Below are 23,884 nucleotides of genomic sequence, written 5' to 3' on the forward strand. Positions count from 1 at the left end.
CACTAATTTCACGCCCTAATCAATGCCTAAGCGCGCCAGCCGGTATCTCAACGCCCGGAAGGTAATCCCCAGCAGCTTCGCCGCCGCGGTCTTGTTGTAACGGGTTTTTTCCAGCGCCTCCTGCAACGCTTCCTTCTCCACCCGGTCGAGATAATCCGGCAGCGGCCATTTGGCGCCCGGTTCGTAAATGGCGGGGCCGTCGTTCTCCGGCTCGGTCAGGTGCAGGTCGTCCATCTCGATCCGGCTGCCGCCGCACAGAGCCAGCGTGCGCTCCAGGATGTTTTCCAGTTCCCGCACATTGCCGGGGAAGTCGTATTGTTGCAACGCCTCCACCCCCGCCGCAGAAAACTCCGGCAGCGCAGCACCGGCCTGGCGCGCCAGCCTGGCCAGGATATTGCCGGCGATGAGCGGCACGTCATCGCGCATTTCGCGCAAAGCGGGCATCTTGAGCTCGATCACGTTGAGGCGGTAATAGAGGTCCTGGCGGAATTTTCCGTGCTCCACGCAATCAGCCAGCTTCTGGTGGGTCGCGCTGATAATGCGCACGTCCACCGGCTCTTCCTGCGTGGCGCCCACCTTGCGCACTTTCTTCTCCTGGATAACCCGCAGCAGCTTGACCTGCATGGCCAAGGGCAGATCGGCCACTTCGTCGAGAAACAGGGTGCCGCCGTTGGCCGCCTGGAAAAATCCGTCGCGGTCCTGCTCCGCGCCGGTGAAGGCGCCCTTGCGGTAACCGAAAAATTCGCTTTCCATGAGGTTTTCCGGAATCGCGCCGCAGTTCACCGGCACGAAGGGTTTTTCGCGCCGCGCGCTCTTTTCGTGTATCAGGCGCGCCGCCAGTTCCTTGCCGCTGCCCGACTCGCCGCTCACATAGACCGGCGCCTGGCTGCGCGCCAGCTTGTCGATCAGGCCGCGCACCTGTTCCATGGCGGGAGACTGGCCGAGCAGCACGTAGCCTTGCTCCGCCGTCGGCTCCGGCGCCGACGGCAGCTTGAGCGCCGATTTCACTACCGCGCGCAGCTGTTCGAGAGACACCGGCTTGGCCAGGTAGTCGAAGGCGCCCGCCTTCAGGGCGGCTACCGCGTTCTCGGTGCTGCCGTGCGCGGTAATCACCGCCACCGGCAGATCGGGGCAATTGGCACCGATGTAGCGCACCAGTTCCAGTCCCTCGCCGTCGGGCAGGCGCATGTCGGTGAGGCATAGATCGAACTGCTTTTCCTCCACGAGCTTGAGCGCAGCCTGGACCGTGGAGGCACGCTCCACCTCCAGGCCCATTTTCAACAAGGTAAGTTCGAGCAACTCAAGGATGTCGGCTTCGTCATCCACGATCAGGGCAAGAAAATTTGCCGCATTGCCTCTCGCACGTTTCAACAGGAACCTCCTTTACAACAGATTCTGAACTGGCCGCCGGGTGCGACTTCGATGTAATCCAGGCTGGCGCCGTTGGCTTCGCAAATCTCGCGCGCAATATACAGGCCCAAACCGGTTCCGCCGCTGAAGGTGGTGAAGAACGGCTCGAACAGCTGCGCGACCAACGCCTTGTCCACGCCGGGACCGTCGTCGATCACATCGATCTGCACCACATTTTCCAGATGCGCCGCGGACACGTAGATTCGTATGCTGCCTTCAGCCTGCCGACTGTGGCGCCAGGCATTGACGCACAGGTTCCACAATACCTGATGCAGGTGGGCGCGATCGAAGCATATCGCCTGAGCGCTCTCCATTTCCAGCGAAATGCCGCGCGCGGGAATTTTTTCCGCCAGGCAGATCTGCTCGATGAAGGCGCGCAGGAAGACTTCCGGCTGGATGGTCTCGCGCTGCGCCCGGTCGCGGCGGTTGAGCTGCAGCACGTCCTGCACGATGCGGTCGAGACGCAGGGTGTTGTCGCGGATGATCTGCAGCAGGCGCACTTCGGTCTTGTCGTGCTCCTCCTCCTGCAGCAGTTGGGTGGCGTGCCCGATGGCGGAAAGCGGGTTGCGGATTTCGTGCGCGATGTTGGCGGTGAGCCGGCCCAGCGCCGCCAGCTTGATCTGCTGCGCCTGGGCCTGCTGCAGGCTGACATCTTCGAGAAAAATCACCGCGCCCACATCGCTGCCGGCATCGATCGGGCTGAAGCGGGTACTGACCTCCTTGCCGGTCACCCGCACGCGCATGGGAGGGAAGATCGTATTGCGATCATTGTTCCAGCGCGTCATTCGCTCCGCCAGCGCCGGGGCATAATCGTTGAGGCGCAGGTCGCTCCAGATCCTGGGCGGCGGCCCAAGCAATCCTTCGCAGCGCGCATTGTGAGTGCGCACCCGCCCTATTCCGTCCACTACCAGCACCCCGTCCTGCATCTCGTGGATCACCAGTTCGTTGACCTGGGCCAGATTCTCCAGATCGATGCTTTTCTGCTCGACCAGGCGCTCGCTCGCCACCACCTGCTTGGCGAGGTAATACCCCAGGCCGGCCGTGGCGAAGAAGCCCATGCCCAGCATCGCCGCCTGAAAATAATCTTCCTTCACGTCCAGCACGAACAGCCGGAAACTCTGCTCCAGCAACACGGCGATCGCGGCAACGGCAGCAAAAAACATCGCCTGCCGTCCCTTGCTGATCAGGCTGCTCGCCGCCAGCGACACCACCAGCAACATGCCGATGCCGCTCTTCACGCCGCCGCTGGCATGCATCAGCAGCACGATGAAAGCCGCATCGCCGATGCTCTGAACACTCAATTGCATGATGAATGCAGGCCATCTGACCCTGACGGCTATAGCCATGAGAATGGCGAAAAAAACATAAACGACGCTGACGCCGAAAAACAGGCGCGGGTCGTCCGCGCCGTACACCGGGATTCTATCCAGTACGAGGAAGCTGACAACGAAGAAGCCGCTGACGATGAGGCGATAAAGATTGAAATAATGCAGCGAGCGCCAGTAAGGCTCGGGCGGAGAAACCGTGCGCTTGAGATCGGTCAGGAAAGGCGCGAGGATTTTCCTCATCATCGCCATCAGCGAGCCCTAAGAATTACCCTGATGCTGGCGGCGGTGCTCTTCGCTGCAATAGAACTCCCCGCGGGAAAGAATGCTTTCACTTTTCGGCAGGTGCACCCCGCACTGGGCGCAGCGCACCATATCCTCTTGCTCGGGGGTGGCCGGCACGTCAGTCTCATCGCGGTCAACGCTCCTGGCGTAATTCTTCAGGATGGAGTAAATCAACCAGACAACCGCCGCCAGCAGCAAAAGCTTAATCAAGTAAATCACCCGCGTTGAAAATGGACATGCAGGAATTATCGGACCACGGTTATGAGTTGTCCATACAAACCGGAGAGGTGAGAGATGAAGCCAGAAAAAATCTTTTTTTTAGTTAAATAACATAGCAATGATGAGCATCAAGAACATAATGCAGCAGCGGGTTGATTTAGATCTGGAATAGCTCCATATTGCCTGGGTAACCCCGTAAATGCAGCGACGTCCGAAACCTCGCAAGCGAACCGACAGTGAGTGGAATTTGTACCTGCACGACGGGCTCGTGGCAAGGAGGCACATGCAAGCCGACATTCCCGATTTCTCCCACACTTCCTGGCCGCACAGGTACGCCGTTCTCGCCGCCATCTGGAGCGTGCTGGTGGGCGGATCGCTGGCCTGGAATCTGCACCTGAAAAGTCAAAACACCCTGGGCGTCGCCGCAGTTGCAGCCCTGTCAAACATCAACAAGGACATGAGCTTCCGCAAATGGGCAACTTCCCACGGCGGCGTCTACGTCCAGCCTGACCAGCACACCCCGCCCAACCCCTATCTCGAGATACCCGACCGGGATGTTCTCACCACCAAGGGCAAGGCGCTGACCCTGATGAACCCCGCCTACATGCTGCGGCAGATGCAAAACGATTTTCCCGACGATTACGGCACCAGGAGCCACATCACCAGCCTTAAACCTCTCAACCCTAAAAACGCGCCGGACACATGGGAAAGCAAGGCACTGCGCAGCTTTGAGCAGGGCGGACGGGAATTGATGGAAGTTCAGCAAATCGAAGGTTACCCTTACCTGCGAATGATGCGCCCCTTCTTCGTGGAACAGGGTTGCATGAAGTGCCATGCGCAGCAAGGCTACAAGGTGGGCGACATCCGCGGCGGCATCGCAACGGCCGTTCCGCTCGAACCATACCTGGCACGCGAGCATGAGTTCAGCACCAGCCTGGCACTGTCCCACGGCACGATCTGGCTGATTGGCATGGCGGGATTGGGATTTGCATACCGGCGCGACCGCCACCTGTCCAACGATCGCGAGAAAGCGGCAAAAGCCTTGCGCCAACTCAATGAGGAACTGGAAACACGGGTCAGGGAGCGCACCGCCCAACTGGTAACTGCCAACGCCGATCTGGAAAGCTTCAGCTACTCCGTGTCCCACGACCTGCGTGCGCCGCTGCGAGCCATAGACGGCTTCGCCGCCATCCTGCAGGAAGACTATGCCCCATTGCTGGACGATGAAGGCAAGCGCCTGTTCCGGGTGGTGGGCGACAATGCAAAAAAAATGGGGCAGCTGATCGACGACATCCTGGCCTTTTCCCGCGCAAGCCGTCTGGAGCCGCAGGCAGCACGAATCGACATGAATGCCCTGGCACAGGAAGTCTGGCAAGCTCTCGAGCCCCAGCGGACAGGGCGCGCCATCGAGTTCCGCCTGAGCGACCTGCCCAAGGCTTGCGGCGACCTGGCCGCCATGCGCCAGGTATTGCAGAACCTGCTGTCCAATGCGGTAAAATTCACCCGCGGGCGCGAACCTGCGGTGATTGAACTTGGTTGCGAGGCTTCGAGCACGGAAAATGCCTTTTACGTCAGGGATAATGGCGCCGGATTCGACATGGACTATGTCGGCAAGCTGTTCGGTCTGTTCCAGCGGCTGCACGGCATGGATGAATTCGAGGGCACCGGCGTCGGCCTGGCTATCGTCAAGCGCTTCATCGTCAAGCACGGCGGCCGCGTATGGGCGGAAGGCAGACCCGGGGAAGGAGCGACCTTCTGGTTCGCCCTGCCGCCGGGACCATGCAACAAGGACATTGCGATTGAAAACAGATCAAAACAGCCCACCTGATATCCTGCTGGCGGGGGGCAATCCCACCGATGCCGAGTTGTCGTCATGAACAAGTCGCTACGCGTTCTGCTGCTGGAAGACAGCCCCACCGATGCAGAGCTGAATGAACGCGTGCTGCGCAAGGCGGGGATCGTCTTCACCGCCTTGCGGGTAGAGTCGCAGGTGGGATTTGTCGCTGCCCTGGACGACTTCAAGCCGGACATTATCCTGGCCGACTATCACCTTCCCGGCTTCGACGGTCTGGGCGCACTGGAGATCGTCCACGAGAAGCATCCGGAGATCCCCTTCATTTTCGTCACCGGGGCCATGGGCGAGGAACGCGCGGTGGACAGCATCAGGCACGGCGCCACCGATTACATCATCAAGGACCGCCTGGCGCGCCTGCCCTCGGCAGTACAGCGCGCCCTTGAGGAAAAAAAACTGCGTCTGCAGCACCGCGAAAGCGAGGAGCGTTACCACCAACTGTTCGAGAACATGGCCAGCGGCGTAGCCATCTACGAGCCGGATGAAACCTGCCAGACCTTCGTCTTCAAATCCGTCAACCGGGCCGCAGAGCGCATTGACCTGCTGCGCCGCGAGGACGTCATCGGACGCAGCGTGGAGGAGGTTTTTCCCGGCGTGCGTGAGCTGGGCTTCGTGGAGGTATTTCAGCGGGTGTGCCGCAGCGGCGTAGCGGAGCATTTTTCCAACAACTATTACCAGGACGACCGCATCTCCGGCTGGCGCGAAAATTATGTCTACCGGCTCGAATCCGGTGAGGTTGTCGCCGTCTATGACGACGTGAGCGAGCGCATCGAGCGGGAGACGCGGATCAAGAACCTCAACCGCGTCCTGCGCACCATCAGCGCCTGCAATGAGGATCTGGTGCGCGCGGCAAGCGAGGGCGATTTATTGAGCGCGGTCTGCCGCAACATTGTTCAAATCGGCGGCCACCTGCTGGCCTGGGTCGTTTATCCGGGGGAACAACGTGAGAACCAGCCCATCGTTGTCGCGCATTTCGGCGACGAAAATGTCTTCCAAAGCCATGCGCAACTGGAACACGACCCCGAGCACGCCCGCGATTGCCTGACCGTGATGGCCATGCGCGAGCGCCGCACCACCTCTCGCAACCGTCTGCTGGACATGCCGGAACACAGCTTCGACAAGCTGCAGCAGTTGGGCGTGAATTCCATCCTGGCTTTGCCGCTGCTCAACGACGGCACCCTGTATGGCGTCATCACGGTTTTCTCGGCCACGCCCGACGCTTTCGACGCCGACGAAATGCGGCTCATGGAAGAACTCGCCGCCGACCTGGCCTACGGCATCGAGGCCCTGCGCACCACCAGTGAAAGGGACCATTACATCACCCAGCTCAGCCATGCCATGAAGAACACGGTGACCGCCATTGCGCGCACGCTGGAAATGCGCGACCCCTACACCGCAGGCCACCAGCAGCGGGTGACCGCGCTCTGCGTGAGCATCGCCCGGGCAATGGGGCTGAAAGAAGAAGTCATCGAAGGACTGTATTTCGGCGCCATGATCCACGATATCGGCAAAATATCCGTGCCGGCGGAAATCCTGTCCAAACCCGGAGCCCTCACCAAAACCGAGTACCAACTGATCCAGTGCCACCCCGAAACCGGATTTGACATCGTGCAGGGCATCGAATTTCCCTGGCCGGTGGCGGAAATGATCGCACAGCACCACGAGCGCCTGGACGGCAGCGGCTACCCCAAGGGCTGCAAGGACGAAACGATCATCATCGAGGCCCGCATCATCGCGGTGGCCGACGTGGTCGAAGCCATGACCACGCACCGTCCCTACCGGCCCGCGCTGGGGATAACGGCAGCGCTGGAAGAAATCTCACAAGGCAAGGGCATCCGCTACGACCCGACCGTGGTGGAAGCCTGCATCCGGGTAATTAGGACGAACGACATGCAATTGCCGCAGCTAGGCAGTTGAAATTTTACGGCGCTCAGCCGTTGAATCGTCGCACTTTCATGCACCACTCCTCGTGTGCTGTTTCGCGCTAAATGGCATAGCTATGAATCAGCCCCACCAGGGCGCAGGCGCCGATGACTCGCATGATGTCCTGCTTGTATTTCCACAGGGCCAGGAAGGCCGCTACGGACATCAGGGCGAAGAACCACTCGAACGGACCGTCAAAGCCCTTCGGCCACAGCACGTGGTAGCCGAAGAACAGCGCCAGGTTGAGTATCACCCCCACCACCGCCGCCGTGATACCGGTCAGCGGCGCGGTAAACTTGAGGTCGCCATGCGTCGCTTCCACCAGCGGGCCGCCGGCCAGGATGAAAAGGTAGCCCGGCAGGAAGGTGAAGAAGGTGGCGACACAAGCCCCGGCGAACCCCGCCAGCAACAGACTCTCCGGGCCGAAAATTTCCTTGCTCCAGCCGCCGATGAAACCGACGAAAGCCACCACCATGATGAGTGGGCCGGGCGTGGTCTCGCCCAGCGCCAGGCCATCGATCATCTGCGGGCCGGTGAGCCACTGGTAGTGTTCGACGCCGCCCTGGTAAACGTAGGGCAGCACGGCGTAAGCGCCACCAAAAGTGACCAGCGCGGCCTTGGTGAAGAATTCGCCCATGTCCAGCAGCACCGGTCTCCCCATCAGCAGCCACATCGCCGCCGCCCAGATGGCGAGAAAGGCGGCTGTCATGAAGATCAGGCGCGACAGTTTGAATTTCGCGTGTTCGGGTGTCGGCGTGTCGTCGTCGATCACGGCCGGGCCGTATTGCGTGCTGGATGCGCCGTGGCCGCCGCCGACCTTGAACTTGTCGGGCGCGACCTTGCTGCCGATGAACCCCAGCACGCCCGCCGCCAGCACGATGGCCGGGAAGGGAACGTCCAACGCAAAGATGGCAATGAAGGAAACCGCCGCCATGGCCCACAGCAGCTTGTTCTTCAAAGCCCGTGAACCGATGCGCCAGGCAGCGAACACCACGATCGCCACCACCGCCGGCTTGATGCCGGCAAACACGCCCTGGACCAACTGCAGTTTGCCGAAAGCCAGATAGACATAGGTCAGCGCGGAGAGAATGAACAGCGAGGGCAGCAGGAACAGCGTGCCGGCGACGATGCCGCCCCAGGTGCGGTGCATCAGCCAGCCGATGTAGATGGCGAGCTGTTGCGCTTCCGGCCCCGGCAGCACCATGGCGTAATTGAGCGCGTGCAGGAAGCGGCGTTCGGAAATCCAGCGCCGGTTCTCCACCAGGTCCTGGTGCATCATGGAAATCTGCCCGGCGGGGCCGCCGAAGCTGAGGAAACCCAGCTTGAGCCAGTAGACGAATGCCTCCCAAAATGTCGGAGAGGCCGGGCACACCAGATCGTCGGTCTCGCTCATCGTTACACTCCAATTTTGAAATTCTTGTGGATTCCGCCGAAAACCTTTCCCGAGGCAGGCTGACAAAAATCAACCGTCCTTCCAATATAGCTGGAAACGACACATGGAGAAGGAACGAATTGCAAAGAGGATTTTGCAGCCCTTTACGGGCACAGCGAATGTGAATCCATGATCATGAAACTGCCGCTCTGCCCTGCGAACGAGAGCGAACTCGCCGGCTACGCAAGAGTCACCTTGAAATTCCGGGAGGGGCGGTTCACCTTCATGCCTGAAGAGCAATGGCGTCAAAAGCGACGAACCCCGCGCCGCACTGAAGCACGCAGGGTTGATGAACACGGTATGGAAGAAAAAACGGGGGGCGCTCAGCCCTCCGATCACATCGCGGGAAGAGCCGACCGACCGTCGGAAATTCCCTCGTTAGCCTTGTCCTCCGAGACCACGGAATTTTTATATTCGGCCTGAAGGATTTGCTTGACCGCGTCGAAATCGCCCGCCTCGGCGTATGCAATGGCGTTGAGCATATTCCTGAATCTGGTTAAAAAGTTGCTCATGATAGCCCCCGTTACAGATAAGTTTTTTGAATTCTGTCTGTTACGTAGCACTATCCATGCCATCACATGGATTCATTGTAGCCATATGTTTTTATTACATTAAATATATATCGTCAAGCGGCGATAAAAACCGAACTGTTGCACTTTGCAATGCGCACGCTCGCCATTCCCTTAAGAAACAACATGACACCTGTCCTGCCATACACTATCCGATAAATTCCCGGTGTTTCAACACAGTCCGCCAGTGTTGCGTAATGCAACATTTTGTAGCAGCATGGTAAACATGAAGCTCCAGTCCTCGCTCCGCCAGAAAATCACGCTCGGCTACCTGGGCTATTACGTCATGGCCCTGCTGATCGTTGCCCTTTCCTTGTTCACCTTCCTCGAACTGCGCGTGATCGACAACAGGGTCGTACTCGGCGAACGCATTACCGCCCTGTTCGACGCCACGCTGGAAATCAGGCGATTCGAAAAGAACTACTTCCTTTACCATCAGGATACCGACCTGCAAGAGAGCAAGCGCTATGCCGCAAAGGTAATCGACCTGATCGAGCACAACACGGCGGATTTCGCCAAGCTCGCCTCGGCGCCGCGAATTTTAGCGCTGCAGAACGAGGTCCGCGCCTACCGCGAACTGATGGCGGAGTATGCCAGGAGCGGCGCGGACGACACGGGCCAAAGCGAGTTGCTGGAAGCGCAGATCAGGAAAGCCGGCAAGGGTGTCGTCACCATCGCCGAAGAGATGGCGGGAACGGAAAGGCGCAGGATACGCGCCTCCCTGGACCGCTTCCGCTCCATACTGGTGGCTTCGATCGTCCTGCTCTCGCTGCTGATGATCGCGGTAGGCTGGGCCCTGTCGCGCATGGTGGTTCGCCCGCTCAAGCACATGGACAGCTGCGTGGAGGCGGTTTCCGGCGGCAGGCTGGACAAGCTGACCACTCCCTCCGAAGACAGCGAGATCATCGCCATCACCCAGGCCTTCAATCACATGCTGGGAGAGCTCGAACTGCGCCAAAAGATGCTGCTGCGCTCCGAGAAGCTCGCCTCGCTCGGCACCATGCTGGCGGGCGTGGCGCACGAACTGAACAATCCGCTCTCGAACATTTCCCTCTCGGCTCAGATCCTGTTGGAGGAAATCGAGGAAAACGACCCCGAGCGGCGCCAGGAGTTGCTGGCGCAAATCGAGGAACAGACGGAGCGGGCACGCAATATCGTGCGCGCACTGCTGGATTTTGCCCGCGACAAGCCGGTCAAGCGCGAAGACGTGCTGCTTGCGCCCCTGATCGAGGAGGTCATCCTGTTTCTCCGTGGGGAAACGCCCTCCGACGTGCGCATCACCTCCGAGATTGCAGCCGACATCGCACTCCCGGCGGACCGACAGCGGCTCGAACAGGCCTTCCTCAACCTGATCAAGAATGCGCTGGAAGAGATGGGCGGCACTGGCGAAATCCGCATCAGCGCCACGCGGCGCCACCTGAGCCGCGAAGCGGCCGTGTCCCTGCTCGACGAGGGCGCAAAATCGCTCGGCAAGTGTTTCCATGGCGGCGACGCGGTCGACATCGAAATCCGCGACAACGGACCGGGCATTCCTGACGAGATACTGCCGCGTATTTTCGACCCGTTTTTCACCACCAAGGATGTCGGACGCGGCATGGGACTCGGCCTGTTCATCGTGTACGAAATCATCGAGGAGCATAACGGCTGCATTTCCGTGGAAAGCGAAGCCGGGCGGGGAACCGTGTTCCATATCCGGCTGCCGCTGGAACATATCGACGAAGAAAACGGTTAAAGGAAAACATGCAAAGCAAGGGAAGACTGCTGATCGTCGAGGACGAGAAAATCGCCCTCAAGAACCTGGTTCACGTCATGACCAAGGAAGGCTATGACGTGGCCGGAACGCAGAGCGGCGCGACCGCGCTGGGCTGGATCGAAAGCCAGTCGTTCGACGTGGTGCTGACCGACCTCAGGATGGAAAAAGTGGACGGCATGCAGGTGCTGAAAAAGTGCCGCGAGCGCAGCCCGGACACCGAGGTGATCATGATCACCGGCCATGCAACGCCGGAATCGGCGGTGGAAGCCATGAAGAGCGGCGCTTTTTTTTATATCGCCAAGCCCTTCCGCCTGGACGACGTGCGCAAGGTGGTCAGGGAAGCGCTGGAAAAGAATCTGCTGAAGCGCGAAAACCGCCAGTTGCGCGAGCAGATAGAAGGTTACGAAGGCAAGGTCAAGATCATCACCCAGGACCCGGCCATGCTGAAGGTGCTTGAAATGGCGCGGCAGGTGGCGCCGACCGACTGCAATGTGCTGATCACCGGCGAATCCGGGACGGGCAAGGAATTGTTCGCGCGCTACCTGCACTACAACAGCGGTCGCGCGGATGGGCCGTTCGTCGCGGTAAACTGCGGCGCGTTCGGCGAGGAACTGCTGTCCAACGAGTTGTTCGGACATGAGAAAGGCGCTTTCACCGGCGCGCTGACGCTGAAGAAGGGGCTGATCGAATCGGCCCAGGGCGGCACGCTGTTTCTCGATGAGATCACCGAAATGTCGCCGGCGATGCAGGTCAAACTGCTGCGCGTGATCCAGGAGCGCGAAGTGCTGCACCTGGGCGGCACCGCGCCGGTCAAGACCGACGCGCGCTATATCGCCGCGACCAACCGCGATATCGAGACAGTCACCAGGGACGGCTCGTTGCGCCAGGACCTGTTCTTCCGCCTCAACGTCGTGAACCTGCACATCCCGCCCCTGTGCGAACGCAAGGGAGACGTAGCCCCGCTCAGCTATTACTTCCTCAAGAAGTTCTCCGTGCTGATGAAAAAGGAAGTCAACGACATTTCTCCGGAAGCGATCTCGGTGCTCGAAAACCATGACTTTCCCGGCAACGTGCGCGAACTGGAAAACATCATCGAGCGCGGTGTCGCGATCAACACCGGCCAAACCATCGAACTCGCGCACCTGCCCGAGAAACTGCGCGAAGCCAGCGCGCAGATGTTCAGGAAAAAAGAGGGGCGCGTCCCCTCCCTCGAAGCACAGGAAAAAGCCTATATACGCTGGGTGCTCAACGAGGCGGGAGGAAACCAGACCGTCGCCGCGCAGATGCTGGGAATCAACCGTGTTTCGCTGTGGCGCAAGCTGAAAAGCTACGAAATGGACGATGGGACGCTCCTTGATGGCACCCCGTGAATTCTGTAGTATGTGATGCATAGTAAAACAGGATAGTTTCAAATTGAAACATGTCTGAAAATTCGCTGAAAAGCGCACTCGCCTGCAATCTCTGGCTCCATAAAATATTCCCCTTCCTGCGCTGGTGGCCGATGCTGGACAAGCACACCACGCGCGCCGACATGATTGCCGGCCTGACCGGCGCCATCATCGTGCTGCCTCAGGGCGTGGCATTCGCCACCATCGCCGGACTGCCGCCGGAATACGGCCTGTATGCCGCGATGGTTCCGGCCATATTCGGCGCGCTGTTCGGGTCCAGCTGGCACCTGGTTTCGGGTCCGACCACTGCCATTTCCATTGTCGTATTCTCCTCGGTCAGTCCGCTCGCCGAGCCGGGCAGCGCGCAGTTCATCAGCCTGGTGCTGACCCTGACCTTCCTCACCGGAGTGTTCCAGCTCATCATGGGCATGGCGCGCATGGGCGTGCTGGTCAACTTCATTTCGCACACGGTGGTGATCGGCTTTACCGCCGGCGCGGCGGTGCTGATCGCCGCCAGCCAGATCAAGAACTTCTTCGGCATCAACATCCCGCGCGGCTCCCATTTCTACGAGATCATCCACCAGTTGGTGCTGCAGATCGGCGAGATCAACCCTTACGTCACCTCGGTGGCGCTGGTCACGCTGCTGTCGGGCATCCTGGTGAAGAAGTTCTGGCCATGGATTCCCTACATGATCGCCGCCATGCTGATAGGCAGCCTGTTCGCCCTCGGCCTGAACGGCCATTTCGGCAACGACATCACCCACATCCGCACCGTCGGCGCCCTGCCTGCGCATTTGCCGCCTTTTTCCCTGCCCGACCTGTCGCTGGAAACGATCAAGAAGATGGCGCCCAGCGCCCTGGCCGTGACCATGCTGGCGCTCACCGAGGCAGTTTCGATCGCCCGCGCCGTGGCGGTGCGCTCGGAACAGCGCATCGACGGCAACCAGGAATTCATCGGCCAGGGACTGTCGAACATCTTCGGCAGCCTGTTCTCCGGCTATGCTTCAAGCGGCTCCTTCAACCGCAGTGGCCTGAACTACGCCGCCGGGGCACGCACCCCGCTGGCGGCGGTATTCTCCGCCGTGTTCCTTGCCGCCACCCTGCTCCTGGTGGCCCCGCTCGCGGCCTACCTGCCGATCCCCGCCATGGCGGCGATCCTGTTCCTGGTGGCATGGGGGCTGATCGACTTCCACCATATTCATTCCATTTTCCACACCAGCCGCGCGGAAACCGCGGTGCTGATCACCACGCTGCTCTCGACCCTGTTCGTCGAACTGGAATTCGCCATCTACGTCGGCGTGATGCTGTCGCTCATGCTCTACCTCGCCCGCACGTCCCAGCCCGCCATCGTGCCGGTGATACCTGCCGGCGAAGAAGGCGCCTACCATTTCGAAGACCTCAAGGGACGCACCGAATGCCCGCAATTCCGCATGGTGCGCGTCAACGGCTCGATCTTTTTCGGCGCGGTCGACCACGTACAGCGCAACCTGCAACAGATCGACGAAATCAATCCGCAGCAGAAAACGGTTCTGGTGGTCGGCAGCGGCGTCAATTTCGTCGACGTGGCAGGGGCGGAAATGCTGTCGCAGGAAGCCAAGCGCCGGCGCAAGATGGGGGGCGGACTGTATTTCTATCGCCTCAAGGAGCCGGTGTACAACTTCCTCAAGCAGGGACACTACCTGAAGGACATCGGCGAGAGCAGCTTCTTCCCAGCCAAATCGAACGTGATCCCGGTGGTCTACGAAACCCTCGACCCGGAAATCTGCCGCACCTGCAAGGCCAGGATTTTCCCGGAATGCCAGGAAGTTCTTCCGGGCGGAGAGAGGCGCTAAGTGCGCCGACAGGCCAACTGCTTATTCGCCGGCCGCATACATCGAATCAAAAACCCCCATCGCCCGCGCCAGCAGGGCATCGTCGTCGGCGCACTGGCGGCGCAAACCGGACAGCACCATTTCCACGCCCGGCGCCTCTGCCACTGCGGCGCCGCCGGCATCCAGAAAATGCACGACGGCAGCGATCCGTCCCAGCAACGGATCCTTGTCCAGACCGAAGGCGGCGAGCAGCACCTCGAACGTGACATGCTTGCCCACATGGGTGAATTCGGCACCGTCGAAGTCGAATCCGACAGCGTCGGGGGGACAGTTCTCGGGATTTTCCAGCCAGACGAAATGCGCCTCCGCATCGACGAAACGACGCACCAGCCAAGCGCTCGCCAGGCGATCGACCCACACATGCCGGCGCGTCGCCCACACGCGCCCCAGGTAGGCGGCGCGCTCGCGCGGCACGATTTCACCGGACACCGTGCGGCGTTCGCCGGGCGACAGGCTGGCAAAGAACAGGGTTTCCGCTTCGGCCAGCCGATCTTCCACCTCTTCCTTGGTCAAATCGGGAAAGTAGTCCACCGCGGTGATCGCTTCCAGGTCGCGGCGCAGCGCCTTGAGCTGGCGGCGCCCCGCCACCGTGTCCAGCGAGGCGAAGCCGGACTTGAACGCATCTATCTTTTCCGCGACCTCGCGATATTCAGCACGCCGGTCGAACAGCCCCTGAAATTCGGCGCGCTCCTCGCCCGCCGCACTGCTGACGTTCAACAGAAAAGCGCTGCCTCCTCCCTGCCTGACCTCTTCCACGTACATCCTGAGCGCCTGGCGCAGGCCGCGCCCGGCCGGCAGAAGATAGACACCATCACGCAATACCGCGCACCCCAGCCCCTTGAGCGCGCGCCATACGCGCGTGCGCACGGTCGCGTTCGAAGTAGGCAGACTCAACACGATGACCAGCCATTTGTCCGTCCCGAAAGCCCGCATCCTGACCCGCCCCTGTATTTGTTTCAATCATTACACTATATTGTCACTACAACATCAACAACAAAAAACATTAAACCTCGCAAATCAAGGCCCTGCAACACTTGCAAGAACATTGAAAAAAAACGATAATTACAAGTCTCGAAAGCCTCAAATCAAATTCTTGTAGGAAATACCGTGCTGAACCCGTCCTGCTGCCCCCTCCTGTTCTACAAAATATTTCCCTTCCTGCGTTGGTGGCCCATGGTCAACAAGGCCTCCAACAAGGCGGACCTGATCGCCGGCATCACCGGCGCGATGATCGTGCTGCCGCAGGGCGTGGCCTTCGCCACCATCGCGGGCATGCCCCCCGAATACGGCCTGTATGCCGCCATGGTGCCGGCCATCATCGCCGCCATGTTCGGATCGAGTTGGCACCTGGTTTCCGGCCCGACCACGGCCATTTCCATCGCCGTGTTTGCGGCCATGAGCCCCCTCGCCGACCCGGGCTCGCCCCAGTTCGTCAGCATGGTGCTGACCCTGACTTTCCTTACCGGCCTGTTCCAGCTAATCCTCGGACTGGCGCGCATGGGGGTGCTGGTCAACTTCATCTCCCACACAGTGGTGATCGGCTTTACCGCCGGCGCGGCTTTGCTGATCGCCGCCAGCCAGGTGAAGAACTTCTTCGGCATTGCCATCGAGCGCGGCGCACACTTCCACGTGGTGATCGAGCAACTGGTTCTGCAGTTCGGCAACATCAACCCCTATGTCACCGCTGTTGGCGCCGTAACGCTGGCAACCGGCATTCTGGCCAAGAAGTTCATCCCCAAGTTCCCATACATGATCGTCGCCATGGTGGTGGGCAGCGTGCTGGCTTATTTCATCAACCTGGAATTCGGCGTTGAAGTCACCAAGATCAAGACGGTGGGTGCCCTGCCGGCCAGCCTGCCGCCGTTCTTCCTACCCGATTTTTCCTATGCCACCATCCACAAGGTGGTCTTCCCGGCGCTGGTCGTCACCATGCTGGCACTGACCGAGGCAGTTTCCATTTCACGCGCCATTGCCACCAAATCCGAGCAACGCATCGATGGCAACCAGGAGTTCGTCGGCCAGGGTCTGGCCAACATAGTCGGCAGCTTTTTCTCCGGCTACGCTTCCTGCGGCTCCTTCAACCGCAGCGGCGTCAACTACGCTTCGGGCGCACAGACCCCGCTGGCAACGGTTTATGCCTCGATTTTCCTGGTACTGATCCTGCTGCTGGTAGCGCCGCTCGCTTCCTACCTGCCCAATGCTGCCATGGCCGGTATCCTGTTCCTGGTGGCATGGGGCCTGATCGACTTCCACCACATCGGCTCCATCGGCAAGACCAGCATGGCGGAAACCGTGGTGCTGTGGGTTACGCTGCTCGGCACCCTGGTCAACCTGGAAGAGGGCATCTTCTTCGGCATCCTGCTCTCCCTTTCGCTCTACCTGTACCGCGTTTCGCGCCCGGCGATCGACCCGGTGGTACCGGCCAAGGAAGAAGGCGCCTACCATTTCGTGGACGCGCACGGCCACCACGAGTGCCCGCAGTTCCGCATCGTGCGCATCAACGGCGCGGTGTTTTTCGGCGCGGTGGATTACGTGCAGAACGGCCTGACCCAGATCGACGAATCCAACCCGGACCAGAAGTCGGTGATGATCGTCGCCAGCGGCATCAACTTCATCGACGTGGCTGGCGCGGAAATGCTCGCTCAGGAAGCGCGTCGCCGGCGCAAGATGGGCGGCGGTCTGTACTTCTACCGCTGCAAGGATTCCATCTACAAATTCCTGCGCAAATCCGACAAGCTGGACGACATCGGCGAAGGCGGTTTCTTCCCGGCCATGTCGAACTGGATCAAGCCGATTTACAGCACCCTCGACCCGGAAATCTGCCGCAACTGCAAATACCGCATTTTCCCCGAGTGCCAGACCCATTTGCCCGACGGCGAGGCGAGGACGGCATGATCCGCAAGAACCCGAGCGGCGACCTGCCACTCATCCATGAGTCCGCCTATGTCGACAACACCGCGATTCTCTGCGGCAAGATCATCGTAGAGGAAAATGTTTTCATCGGGCCATACGCCGTCATTCGCGCCGATGAAGTCAACGAGCACGGCGAGATGGAGCCGATCATCATCGGCGCCAACTCCAATATCCAGGACGGCGTGGTCATCCACTCCAAGGCGGGCGGTCTCGTCAGGATCGGCACCAACACCTCGATCGCCCACCGCTCCATCGTGCATGGCCCGTGCGTCGTCGGGGAGAACGTCTTCATCGGCTTCAACTCGGTGCTGTTCGACTGCGTGATCGGCAATGGCTCGGTCGTGCGGCACAACTCCGTGGTGGAACACTGCGCAGTACCCGAGAACTTTCATATCCCCTCCACCACCAACGTGCATTCCAACCAGGAACTGAACAAGATCGAACAGGTTTCGCCGCAGGCGAGCGACTTCTCCGAATCGGTATTGAAAGCCAACCACGAACTGGTCAAGGGATACAAGAAACTGCAGAACGAGTTTTAACTGCAACATCGCGCGTACCGCCTTTCCCTGCCTGACCTCCGCCGCCAAAGACCATGATGATTTGATGTCTTTCCGCCGGTCTCGCTGGTATGATTTAAGGACTACATGAAGTCCGGCGAATCCGTTTCATTTCCGACCGGAATGCAGGTCACAGGGGGAAATAACTCATGATTCAGGTTGCACGCGTTCTACCATTTTTGCGCTGGTTCCCGTTAAGCGGGACAAATATCAAATCCGACCTGATCGCCGGCATCACCGTGGCGCTGGTGTTGATCCCGCAATCCATGGCCTATGCCCAGCTGGCCGGACTTCCCCCTTACTACGGACTGTATGCGGCATTCCTGCCAGGTATCATTGCCGCCCTGTGGGGATCCTCGGCGCAGCTCGCCACCGGCCCGGTGGCCGTGGCCTCCCTGCTCACCGCCTCCACCCTGGCGCCACTGGCCGCCACCGGCTCGGAGCAATTCATCGCCCTCGCCATCCTGATGGCCATGCTGGTGGGCATCATCCAACTCGCGCTGGGCGCCTTCAAGCTCGGCGTAGTGGTCAACTTCCTCTCGCACCCGGTGATCGTCGGCTTCACCAACGCCGCCGCCATCATCATCGGCCTGTCCCAACTCAACAAGCTGTTCGGCGTTTCCATGGGACGCAGCGAACATTTCATCCAGGATATCTGGGGCGTATTGCTGCAGATCGGCGACACCCATCTGCCCACGCTGATCATGGGCATTTGCGCCTTCGCCATCATGTTCGGCCTGAAAAAATTCGCGCCAAAAATGCCCGGCGTGCTGATCGCGGTCGCCCTCACCACCGTGGTGAGCTGGGCCATTGGCTTCGAGCACAACAGCAAGGGCCGGATCGAGGACATCATGGACGTCGAGGTCAAGGCCCTGGCCAATGACTTTTCCGGCACTGAAACCAGGATCGACGCGCTCAACAACAAGATCAGCGCCAAGTCCCTGGAACTCAAGCAGCACCAGAAAGCCCATGAAGGCGGTTCGCAACGCACCGCGGCACTCAAGTACGAACTGGAACTGCTCAAGCTGGAACTGAAGGACAGCGAAGGTGAAAATCGCAAGCTGGCGCGTTCCATGCGCAAGTTCATCTTCGAACAGGTGCCGGCGACCGATGGCCAGCCTGCAAAACTCTACCTGGCAGGGCAGCTCCCCCAAGGTGAAAAATCCGATGGCTACCGCTGGCGTATCCGCAAGGTAAGCAAGGGCGAAATGAAACTGGTCGGCGGCGGCGAAGTGGTGGGCGCGATTCCAGCCGGCCTGCCCAAGGTCGACGTGCCGCAATTCAGCTGGGACATGGTGACAACCATGCTTTCCGGTGCGCTGGTCATCTCCCTGGTCGGCTTCATGGAAGCCATTTCCATCGCCAAGGCCATGGCCGCCAAGACCAAGGCACGCATCGACCCCAACCAGGAACTGCTGGGACAGGGCCTGTCCAACCTGATCGGCAGCTTCAGCCAGGCTTTCCCGGTCAGCGGCTCCTTCTCGCGCTCGGCGGTCAACCTCAATGCCGGCGCGGTAACGGGGATGTCCTCGGTGTTCGCCGGCATCATCGTACTGGTCACCCTGCTGTTCCTCACGCCGCTGCTGTATCACCTGCCCCAGGCGGTGCTGGCAGCAGTGATCATGATGGCGGTGATCGGCCTGATCAATTTCAAGGCGATCAAGCATGCCTGGCACACCCACAAGCATGACGGCATCGCCTCGGTGGTGACCTTCGTCGCCACCCTGGCGTTCGCCCCGCACCTGGACAACGGCATCATGGTAGGCGCCGGCTTGGCCATCATCCTCTATCTCTACCGCACCATGACGCCGCGCGTCGCCATTCTCGGCCGCTACCACGACGGCACCCTGCGCGACGCCAAGATCAACAATCTCCCGATCAGCGAATACATCATCGCCATCCGCTACGACGGTTCGCTGTACTTCGCCAACGTGCCCTACTTCGAGGACGTCATTCTGGAAGCCGTGGCCAACAGCCCCTGCGCCAAGCATCTGCTGATCGTGTCGGACGGCATCAACCAGCTCGACGCCTCAGGCGAGGAAGTCATCCATCACATGGTGGAGCGTTTACGCTCCAGCGGCATCCGCGTCGTTTTCAGCGGCCTCAAGAAGCAGGTTCTCGACGTCATGCACCATTCCGGGCTGTTCGACTACATCAGTCAGGAAAACATTTTCCCGGACGAAGACAAGGCGCTGGAATCGATTTACGCCGAAGTCCTGGAGAAAGACCCTAACGCCCAATGCCGCCTGATGAAGGGCGGACATATTGGCGGGGCCGATGGAGTCAAGACCTGGCTGTGAAATGCACATTCTCCTGGTAGAAGACAACCGCGACCTTGCGCAAAACATATTCGATTACTTCGAAGCCAGAGGTCACACCATCGACTTGGGCGAAGATGGCATTTCGGGGTTGCATCTTGCCGCATCCAACCCCTACGATGTAATCATCCTCGACCTGATGCTGCCCGGCATCGACGGCATGACCTTGTGCCGCAGGCTGCGCGACGCCGGTAAACAAACGCCGGTTCTGATGCTCACTGCGCGCGACTCCCTGGATGACAAGATTGCCGGACTGGAAGCGGGCGCAGACGATTATGTCGTCAAGCCGTTCGCATTGCGGGAGGTGGAAGCGCGCCTGGTTGCACTGGTGCGGCGCGCGCAAGGACACAAAGGCCCCGCCAGGCTGCAAGTGGGGGACATGACGTTCGATCCGGCGACACTCAAGGTAACGCGCGGCGAACGAAACATCGAATTGCCGCCGATTCCATTGAAAATCGTTGAAATCCTGATGCGCAACTCGCCCCGCGTGATGTCGCGCGAAGAGCTTGAGCGCCACATCTGGGGCGACTCTCCGCCCGACAGCGACGCCTTGCGGGCGCACCTGCACATCCTGCGCAACGCGATCGACAAACAGGCGGACAAGCCGCTCCTCAAGACCCTGCGCGGCATCGGCTACCAAATCGCAAGTGAATAGACACAGCCTGCGCTTCCGCCTGGCCTTCACCTTCGCCTGGTTCGGCGCCCTCGTCAGCCTGCTGCTGTCGATCGGCCTGTCCTTTACGGCGCACAACCTCGGCGAGCGCCTGATGGACGAAACCCTGCGCGCGGAAATAGAGGACTACATGTCGCGCCGCGCGCGCAATCCCGATTCCCTGCCGCCGGCAACGATCAGCGTGCGCGGATACGTTCACGTGCCCGGACGAAAAACCGAGGACATCCCGCCCGTCCTGCTCGAACTTTCCCCCGGCAAGCACCAACTGACCCTCAACGGCACGCCTTATCGGGCCGCCGTGGCGAACAAGGGAGAGGAACGTTACGTCATGCTGTTCAACGAACTGCGACAACGCCAGCGCGAAGAACAGTTCCTGATGTACCTGGTGTCAGGCGCACTCATCATGACGCTGATTTCCGCAGGCATAGGCTGGTGGCTGGCGGGAAGAGTGGTGGCGCCCGTCAGCGAACTGGCCCGTCGGGTCAGCAAGGCAAAACCGGAAGACGATGCCGCAGAAATCACCAAAGGCTTTCCCCGCGACGAAATCGGTGCGCTGGCCCGCGTTTTCGGCGGCTATCTCGAACGCATGCGCGCATTCATCGACCGCGAACGTGCCTTCACGGCAGACGTCAGCCACGAACTCAGGACGCCGCTTGCCATTGTCCAGGGCGCGGTAGAACTGCTGGAGGACGACCCGCGCCTCGACGAAAAACAGCAAAAACGCATCGCGCGCATCGGGCGGGCAGCACGGGAAATGATCGATCTGAGCTCCGCCCTGCTGCTGATGGCGCGAGAGGAGACCTCGGATGAAGCAGTCAAGCAGGATTGCGACGTGTGGGATGTGGTCATGCACGCCGTCGAGACGCAGCGCCACCTGGTCAGCGCGCAAACCACGGTCGAACTGGCATGCCGCAGCCGCTCGCGCATTACGGCGGAACGGACGCTGCTCGGAATCGTAGCCGCCAACCTGATCCGCAACGCATTCGCCTATACCAAGGCCGGCACGGTCTCCATCTGCCTGGAAGAGGGCTGCCTGACCGTGTCCGATTCCGGCCCCGGCATTCGCGAAGAGGACATCGGCAAAGTCTTCCAGCGGCACTTCAAAGGCTCCACGAGCGCCGGGTCGGGGATCGGGCTGTCGCTCGTCAAGCGCATCTGCGACCGCTATGGCTGGGAAACCGTCATTGAAAGCTCGGAAGGCCGCGGCACGACCGCCCAATTATTTTTCGCCACTTCGCCCCACCACACCCCCGCCCTCGCACCCTGATTTTCCGCCCTTCTTGACGCTCCCTTGACGCTTGCTTGACGCCGTCTTGACGGTGCTCAACGTAACATTCAATACCAAATTAGAGCTAGCCGCTGTTCCCGAAAAAGGCTGCCACGAATAGTCGACGCCTCATCTTGCCAACTGGTGTGATGAGCCCCGGCATCAGCCCATCCATTTGCGAGAAACCAGATGAAAATTTCTTCGGCTTCAGCCTCCTGCATGAATAACGCATCCGAATCCATCGGTGATTTCGATACGCCGCGCCTGGCCATATGGTCCGCAGTGAAATCGTTCTTTCGCAAGCTGGACCGGCACCTGACGGCGATCGCCTATGCCGAAGCCGGCAACTTCGATGAAGTACAAAAAATTCTTGACCAGAACAAAGTCCAGGCACAGCGATGAATACCTGGGTTCATCGTCTGCCGATAGCCAAGCGCTTCAGTCTGAATCCCGACGAGCTCAAGAACGACCTGGTCGCCGGCGTCACCGTCTCGCTGGTAGCCATCCCGCAATCCCTGGCCTATGCCCAGCTAGCCGGTGTTCCCGCTTACTACGGCCTTTATGCCGCGCTGGTGCCCACCATCATCGGCGCCCTGTTCGGCTCTTCCCGGCAACTTTCGACCGGCCCTGTTGCCATGACCTCGCTGCTGACGGCGGCTAGCGTCGCCCCTCTGGCTGCGCACGGCAGCGAGATGTTCTACGCTTACGTGATTCTGCTCGCCTTGCTGTCCGGCCTGTTTCAGGTGCTTTTCGGCGCGCTGCGCATGGGCGTACTGCTCAACTTCCTGTCTCATCCGGTACTGATGGGATTCATCAACGCCGCGGCCATCATCATCGGCCTGTCGCAACTACCGACCCTGTTAGGCATATCGGCTCGCCAGTCCGACCATTTCCTGCTCGACATCTGGCAGGTGCTGTCGCACATCGACACCATGCATGAGATCTCGGTAGCCTTCGGCATTTCGGCCATCATCCTGCTGGTCGGTTTCAAGAAGCTGGCACCGAAGCTCCCCGGCGTGCTGATCACGGTTGTCCTGCTGACCTGGGTCAGCTACATGCTCGACTACGCCGGCCTGGGCGGCAAGGTCGTCGGCCTGGTGCCGAGCGGCCTGCCTTCGCTGAGCATGCCGCTGCTTGACTGGCACGCCACCATGGCACTGCTCCCCGCCGGCTTCGTCATCGCGCTCATCAGTTTCATGGAAGCCATGTCCAGCGCCAAGGTAATCGCCATCAAAACGCGGCAGCCGTGGGATGAAAACAAGGAACTCATCGGCCAGGGCCTGGCGAAAATCGCCGCGGCTTTCAGCCATTCCATGCCCGTCAGCGGCTCCTTTTCCCGTTCCGCACTGAACCTTGCGACGAACGCACAGACGCCATTTTCTTCCGTCATCTCGGCAATTTTCGTCCTGCTGACCCTGCTCTTCTTCACCTCCCTGCTCTACCACCTGCCCAAGCCGGTTCTGGCCGCAATCATCATGATGGCAGTCATCGGCCTGATCAATTTCAAGGCAATCTTCAACGCCTGGCGCGCCAGTCGCGATGACGGCATCGCGTCCATGGTCACTTTCCTGTCCACCCTGGCGTTTGCGCCCAACATCCAGAACGGCATTCTCACCGGCATCATCCTGTCTCTGGCGATGCTGCTCTACCGCATGATGAAGCCGCATATCGCCGCATTGGGAAAACACGATGACGGAACACTGCGCGACGCCCAGCGGCACCAGCTCCCTCCATTGCACCCCAAGCTCGGCGCGATCCGCTTCGATGGCGCGCTCCGGTTCGTCAATTCGTCCTACTTCGAGGACGCACTGCTCAAACTCGAAAGGGAAAATCCGGCAGTGCGCTATATCCTGGTGAAATGCAGCGGCGTGAATTATCTGGACGCCTCGGGGGTCGAGATGCTCAATAACCTGATCAGTCGCTTCCGGAACAATGGCATCACTTTGGGCTTCAGTGACCTGAAGAAACAGGTTCGGGAGGTGATGGACCGAACCGGTCTTAGCCAGGGAATCGGCCACGAAAACATCTTTTCAAGCGATCACGAAGCTTTCGAGCAACTGTATTTGCGCGGCGAGATTGACGTAAGAATCTAGCGGTTGTATGGTGTAAATGCTTACGGATTCAAGCAG

The 23,884-nt window shown here is 60.1% G+C and carries 18 protein-coding genes; 13 read left to right on the forward strand and 5 right to left on the reverse strand.

Annotation, left to right across the window (positions count from 1 at the left end):
- Nucleotides 1-15: 15 nt before the first annotated feature.
- Genes SKTS_RS14360 through SKTS_RS14370 form a run of 3 tightly spaced genes read right to left on the reverse strand, consistent with a single transcriptional unit; the run spans nucleotide 16 to nucleotide 3,230 of the window.
- The gene (locus tag SKTS_RS14360; RefSeq protein ID WP_244617349.1) at nucleotides 16-1,371 is read right to left on the reverse strand and encodes a sigma-54-dependent transcriptional regulator; all 1,356 of its coding nucleotides are present in this window, start codon (nucleotides 1,369-1,371) and stop codon (nucleotides 16-18) included.
- Nucleotides 1,368-2,981, reverse strand: coding sequence for a two-component system sensor histidine kinase NtrB (locus tag SKTS_RS14365; RefSeq protein ID WP_173066430.1), 1,614 nt, complete (start codon nucleotides 2,979-2,981; stop codon nucleotides 1,368-1,370). Before SKTS_RS14365 ends, SKTS_RS14360 begins: the two co-directional genes overlap by 4 nt.
- A gap of 15 nt (nucleotides 2,982-2,996) precedes the next feature.
- Nucleotides 2,997-3,230 carry a PP0621 family protein gene (locus SKTS_RS14370; RefSeq protein WP_173066433.1) on the reverse strand — a complete coding sequence of 78 codons (234 nt, stop codon included), beginning with the start codon at nucleotides 3,228-3,230 and terminating at the stop codon, nucleotides 2,997-2,999.
- Nucleotides 3,231-3,522: 292 nt separating this feature from the next.
- Here SKTS_RS14370 and SKTS_RS14375 point away from each other — a divergent pair, with 292 nt between their 5' ends.
- Together SKTS_RS14375 and SKTS_RS14380 are read left to right on the forward strand one after the other, a co-directional pair.
- Nucleotides 3,523-5,067, forward strand: coding sequence for an ATP-binding protein (locus SKTS_RS14375; protein WP_173066436.1), 1,545 nt, complete (start codon nucleotides 3,523-3,525; stop codon nucleotides 5,065-5,067).
- A 45-nt stretch (nucleotides 5,068-5,112) separates the two neighbouring features.
- Entirely contained in the window at nucleotides 5,113-7,008 is a 1,896-nt protein-coding gene (locus SKTS_RS14380) for an HD domain-containing phosphohydrolase (protein ID WP_173066439.1), read from the forward strand.
- Between the two features lie 67 nt (nucleotides 7,009-7,075).
- Here the strand turns inward: SKTS_RS14380 and chrA are convergent, their stop codons facing one another.
- Nucleotides 7,076-8,407 (reverse strand): chromate efflux transporter, encoded by a 1,332-nt coding sequence (chrA, locus tag SKTS_RS14385; RefSeq protein ID WP_173066442.1) that lies wholly within the window; start codon nucleotides 8,405-8,407, stop codon nucleotides 7,076-7,078.
- Between the two features lie 168 nt (nucleotides 8,408-8,575).
- Here chrA and SKTS_RS14390 point away from each other — a divergent pair, with 168 nt between their 5' ends.
- From SKTS_RS14390 to SKTS_RS14405, 4 genes are all read left to right on the forward strand, one after another.
- On the forward strand, nucleotides 8,576-8,869 hold the full coding sequence (locus tag SKTS_RS14390) for a hypothetical protein (RefSeq protein WP_173066445.1): 294 nt from the start codon (nucleotides 8,576-8,578) through the stop codon (nucleotides 8,867-8,869).
- Between the two features lie 372 nt (nucleotides 8,870-9,241).
- Nucleotides 9,242-10,747: a sensor histidine kinase gene (locus tag SKTS_RS14395; protein ID WP_173066448.1), complete on the forward strand. Its 1,506-nt coding sequence runs from the start codon at nucleotides 9,242-9,244 to the stop codon at nucleotides 10,745-10,747.
- A gap of 8 nt (nucleotides 10,748-10,755) precedes the next feature.
- Nucleotides 10,756-12,138: a sigma-54-dependent transcriptional regulator gene (locus SKTS_RS14400; RefSeq protein WP_173066451.1), complete on the forward strand. Its 1,383-nt coding sequence runs from the start codon at nucleotides 10,756-10,758 to the stop codon at nucleotides 12,136-12,138.
- 50 nt (nucleotides 12,139-12,188) lie between these two features.
- The gene (locus SKTS_RS14405; RefSeq protein WP_173066454.1) at nucleotides 12,189-13,988 is read left to right on the forward strand and encodes a SulP family inorganic anion transporter; all 1,800 of its coding nucleotides are present in this window, start codon (nucleotides 12,189-12,191) and stop codon (nucleotides 13,986-13,988) included.
- Between the two features lie 21 nt (nucleotides 13,989-14,009).
- Here SKTS_RS14405 and SKTS_RS14410 read toward each other — a convergent pair whose 3' ends face one another.
- Nucleotides 14,010-14,960 (reverse strand): chromate resistance protein ChrB domain-containing protein, encoded by a 951-nt coding sequence (locus tag SKTS_RS14410; RefSeq protein ID WP_244617350.1) that lies wholly within the window; start codon nucleotides 14,958-14,960, stop codon nucleotides 14,010-14,012.
- A gap of 174 nt (nucleotides 14,961-15,134) precedes the next feature.
- Here SKTS_RS14410 and SKTS_RS14415 point away from each other — a divergent pair, with 174 nt between their 5' ends.
- From SKTS_RS14415 to SKTS_RS14445, 7 genes are all read left to right on the forward strand, one after another.
- Nucleotides 15,135-16,922 (forward strand): SulP family inorganic anion transporter, encoded by a 1,788-nt coding sequence (locus tag SKTS_RS14415; protein WP_173066457.1) that lies wholly within the window; start codon nucleotides 15,135-15,137, stop codon nucleotides 16,920-16,922.
- Nucleotides 16,919-17,479, forward strand: a complete 561-nt coding sequence (locus SKTS_RS14420; RefSeq protein WP_173066460.1) for an LbetaH domain-containing protein — start codon at nucleotides 16,919-16,921, stop codon at nucleotides 17,477-17,479. The genes SKTS_RS14415 and SKTS_RS14420 overlap by 4 nt, the downstream gene beginning before the upstream one ends.
- Nucleotides 17,480-17,646: 167 nt before the next feature.
- Entirely contained in the window at nucleotides 17,647-19,797 is a 2,151-nt protein-coding gene (locus tag SKTS_RS14425; RefSeq protein WP_173066464.1) for a SulP family inorganic anion transporter, read from the forward strand.
- Between the two features lies 1 nt (nucleotide 19,798).
- Nucleotides 19,799-20,470, forward strand: a complete 672-nt coding sequence (locus SKTS_RS14430) for a response regulator transcription factor (RefSeq protein WP_173066467.1) — start codon at nucleotides 19,799-19,801, stop codon at nucleotides 20,468-20,470.
- On the forward strand, nucleotides 20,463-21,755 hold the full coding sequence (locus tag SKTS_RS14435) for a sensor histidine kinase (protein WP_173066470.1): 1,293 nt from the start codon (nucleotides 20,463-20,465) through the stop codon (nucleotides 21,753-21,755). Before SKTS_RS14430 ends, SKTS_RS14435 begins: the two co-directional genes overlap by 8 nt.
- Before the next feature lie 219 nt (nucleotides 21,756-21,974).
- Entirely contained in the window at nucleotides 21,975-22,157 is a 183-nt protein-coding gene (locus SKTS_RS14440; protein ID WP_173066473.1) for a hypothetical protein, read from the forward strand.
- Nucleotides 22,154-23,848, forward strand: a complete 1,695-nt coding sequence (locus SKTS_RS14445; RefSeq protein ID WP_173066476.1) for a SulP family inorganic anion transporter — start codon at nucleotides 22,154-22,156, stop codon at nucleotides 23,846-23,848. The genes SKTS_RS14440 and SKTS_RS14445 overlap by 4 nt, the downstream gene beginning before the upstream one ends.
- The last annotated feature ends 36 nt before the right edge of the window (nucleotides 23,849-23,884 follow it).

The organism is Sulfurimicrobium lacus, from assembly GCF_011764585.1.
Lineage (GTDB): Bacteria > Pseudomonadota > Gammaproteobacteria > Burkholderiales > Sulfuricellaceae > Sulfurimicrobium > Sulfurimicrobium lacus.

What these genes read in the sequence shown, in the direction of transcription:
- SKTS_RS14365 (WP_173066430.1), bottom strand. Translation starts at nt 2,981, where the DNA reads ATGATGAGGAAAATCCTCGCGCCTTTCCTGACCGATCTCAAGCGCACG.
- SKTS_RS14375 (WP_173066436.1), top strand. Translation starts at nt 3,523, where the DNA reads ATGCAAGCCGACATTCCCGATTTCTCCCACACTTCCTGGCCGCACAGG.
- SKTS_RS14380 (WP_173066439.1), top strand. Translation starts at nt 5,113, where the DNA reads ATGAACAAGTCGCTACGCGTTCTGCTGCTGGAAGACAGCCCCACCGAT.
- chrA (WP_173066442.1), bottom strand. Translation starts at nt 8,407, where the DNA reads ATGAGCGAGACCGACGATCTGGTGTGCCCGGCCTCTCCGACATTTTGG.
- SKTS_RS14390 (WP_173066445.1), top strand. Translation starts at nt 8,576, where the DNA reads ATGATCATGAAACTGCCGCTCTGCCCTGCGAACGAGAGCGAACTCGCC.
- SKTS_RS14395 (WP_173066448.1), top strand. Translation starts at nt 9,242, where the DNA reads ATGAAGCTCCAGTCCTCGCTCCGCCAGAAAATCACGCTCGGCTACCTG.
- SKTS_RS14400 (WP_173066451.1), top strand. Translation starts at nt 10,756, where the DNA reads ATGCAAAGCAAGGGAAGACTGCTGATCGTCGAGGACGAGAAAATCGCC.
- SKTS_RS14405 (WP_173066454.1), top strand. Translation starts at nt 12,189, where the DNA reads ATGTCTGAAAATTCGCTGAAAAGCGCACTCGCCTGCAATCTCTGGCTC.
- SKTS_RS14410 (WP_244617350.1), bottom strand. Translation starts at nt 14,960, where the DNA reads ATGCGGGCTTTCGGGACGGACAAATGGCTGGTCATCGTGTTGAGTCTG.
- SKTS_RS14420 (WP_173066460.1), top strand. Translation starts at nt 16,919, where the DNA reads ATGATCCGCAAGAACCCGAGCGGCGACCTGCCACTCATCCATGAGTCC.
- SKTS_RS14425 (WP_173066464.1), top strand. Translation starts at nt 17,647, where the DNA reads ATGATTCAGGTTGCACGCGTTCTACCATTTTTGCGCTGGTTCCCGTTA.
- SKTS_RS14430 (WP_173066467.1), top strand. Translation starts at nt 19,799, where the DNA reads ATGCACATTCTCCTGGTAGAAGACAACCGCGACCTTGCGCAAAACATA.
- SKTS_RS14440 (WP_173066473.1), top strand. Translation starts at nt 21,975, where the DNA reads ATGAATAACGCATCCGAATCCATCGGTGATTTCGATACGCCGCGCCTG.
- SKTS_RS14445 (WP_173066476.1), top strand. Translation starts at nt 22,154, where the DNA reads ATGAATACCTGGGTTCATCGTCTGCCGATAGCCAAGCGCTTCAGTCTG.